Annotated in this window: 1 protein-coding gene; it reads left to right on the top strand. The window is 66.0% G+C overall.

The genetic code is table 11. From position 1 onward, the window contains the following. Positions 1 to 2,566, top strand: a 2,566-nt coding sequence (locus JCM9942_RS13720) for a hybrid sensor histidine kinase/response regulator (protein WP_157722933.1), incomplete at its 5' end; no start/stop codon positions are given. Positions 2,567 to 2,629: the final 63 nt, after the last annotated feature.

Genomic DNA, 2,629 nt, shown 5'->3' with positions numbered 1-2,629 from the left:
CGAAGCCGAAGCCGAAGCCGAAGCCGAAGCCGAAGCCGAAGCCGAAGCCGAAGCCGAAGCCGAAGCGCCGGTTGTTCTGGCACCGCTCACCGCGCCGCTGGAAGAGGCTGTATCGCCAAGGACCAGCAGTGCGCCGGCTTCTATCGATGCCGGTCCGCTGGACTTCAATGATCTGGATCGCGAACTGGTCGATATCTTCGTCGAGGAAGGCAAGGATCTGCTTGACCACTGCGATGGCCTGATCAGCGCGCTGCGTGCCTCGCCCGAGGACCGGGAACTGTTGGCGGGATTGCAGCGCGACCTGCACACCCTCAAGGGCGGCGCGCGGATGGCCGGTATCAACGCCATCGGTGATCTGGGCCATGGCATCGAGTCGCTGCTGGAAGCGGTCGCGGCCAACCGTACCGAGATCACCCGTGGCGACGTGCAGCTGCTGGAACGTGGCTTCGACCGTCTACACCAGTTGTTGATCCGCACCGGCGAACACCGTGCGGTGCAGATGCCGTTTGATCTGATCCAGGCCTTCGATGCGCGTACCCAGGGCCGTGCGGACGCTCCGGCTGCGTGGGTGGGCGAGCCAGTGCCGGCCAGCGATGGCCCGGCATCCGTGCAGGACGAGGTTGTCTCGCAGGTGGTGCCCGCGCTGGAGGAGCCGCTGGAGCCGCAGCCGGTGGCCGATACCGGCATCGCCGCCGAGCCGCTGTCCGCGCCGCTGTTCGAACAGCAGGTTGCCGAAGAGGAGGGCGCTTCGCGTGGCCAGGAACAGGTGCGTGTCCGCGCCGATCTGCTGGACCGCCTGGTCAACCACGCGGGCGAAGTGGCGATCTACCGCTCGCGTCTGGAACAGCAGCTGGGCGCATTCCGCGGGGCCATGGCCGAGCTCGATCGCACCAACGCCCGTCTGCGCGATCAGTTGCGCCGTCTGGATCTGGAAACCGAAGCGCAGATCGTGGCGCGTTACCGTCGTGAGCAGGAGCAGGCCGATCACACGTTCGACCCGCTCGAGCTGGATCGTTTCTCGACGCTGCAGCAGCTCAGCCGCGCGCTGAACGAATCGGCCGCCGACTTGGGCGGCCTGCAGGGCGTGCTGGACGATCTGTCACGCAATTACGATTCGCTGCTGCAACAGCAGTCGCGTGTCAGTTCCGAGCTGCAGGATGGCCTGATGCGTGCGCGCATGGTGCCGTTCGATGGTCTGGTGCCGCGCCTGCGCCGCGTGGTGCGTCAGGCGGCGCAGGATATCGGCAAGCAGGTGCATCTGAGCCTGGACGGTACCCACGGCGAGCTGGATCGCAACGTGCTCGATCGCATGGTCGCGCCGCTGGAGCACATGCTGCGCAACTCGGTGGCCCATGGGCTGGAATCGCCGGAGCAGCGTGTGGCCGCCGGCAAGCCGGAAGAGGGCCAGATCACCTTGCGCCTGCGTCGCGAAGGCTCGGAAATCGTGCTGGAAGTGGCCGATGATGGCGCCGGTCTGGATCGGGAGGCCATTCGCCGCCGCGCCGAGCAGCGTGGTCTGCTGGTCGCCGGCGAACATATTGACGATGGGCAGCTAGACGGGCTGATCTTCGCCTCGGGCTTCAGTACCAGCGAGCAGGTCAGCCAGCTGGCCGGCCGTGGCGTCGGTATGGATGTGGTACGCAATGAAGTCCGCCAGCTCGGTGGCTCGGTGGACATCCGTTCGGTGCGTGGTCAGGGCGTGACGTTCACGCTGCGCCTGCCGCAGACGCTTGCCGTCACCCAGGCCGTGTTCGTGCGTATCGGCGAAACCACCTTCGCGGTGCCGGTTGCCTCGGTCAGCGGTATTGGCCGGATTTCGCGCGAGCGCTTCGAGTCCGGTGAGAGCCGTTACCACTACAACGGTGAGGACTTCACGCTCTACGACCTGGGTACGCTGGTCGGACAGGCCGCGGCCAAGGCCGAAGGGCAGCCACAGATTCCGCTGCTGCTGGTGCGCGCCGGTGATCTGCGTGCGGCCGTGGCGATCGACCAGGTGCTCGGCAACCGCGAAATCGTCGTCAAGCCGGTTGGCCTGCAGATCGCATCGGTGCCGGGTATCTACGGCGCGACGATCACCGGCGAAGGCAACGTGGTGGTGATCCTGGACGTCGCACCGCTAGTGCGTCGCTATATCACCCAGCCGCAGGCCGTGGTGCAGGTGGTCGCAACCCAGGGCCAGCGTCATGTGCCGCTGGTGATGGTGGTCGACGATTCGCTGACCATGCGCAAGGTCACCAGCCGTGTGCTGGAACGCAACAACTTCGACGTGGTTGCCGCGCGCGATGGTGTCGAGGCGCTGGAGCTGCTGGAAGAGCGCGTGCCGGACCTGATGCTGCTGGATATCGAAATGCCGCGTATGGATGGCTACGAACTGGCGACCGCGATGCGTGCCGACGAGCGCTACAAGAGTGTGCCGATTGTGATGATCACCTCGCGCAGTGGTGACAAGCACCGTCAGCGTGCGTTCGAGATCGGCGTGCAGCGCTATCTCGGCAAGCCTTACCAGGAGCTGGATCTGATGCGCAATGTCTATGACCTGCTGGGGATTGCCCGTGTTCGCGAGTGACAACAACGGCGCTCGGCCGGTGGCTCTGCTGGCCCGCGAGGGCGCGGCCCGTGACCGCCTGCG

Origin of the sequence: Stenotrophomonas pictorum JCM 9942 (genome assembly GCF_001310775.1) — a bacterium.
Taxonomy (GTDB): domain Bacteria; phylum Pseudomonadota; class Gammaproteobacteria; order Xanthomonadales; family Xanthomonadaceae; genus Stenotrophomonas; species Stenotrophomonas pictorum.
Note: the sequence above shows the minus strand (reverse complement) of the source record. Positions and strands in the feature narration are given on the sequence as shown.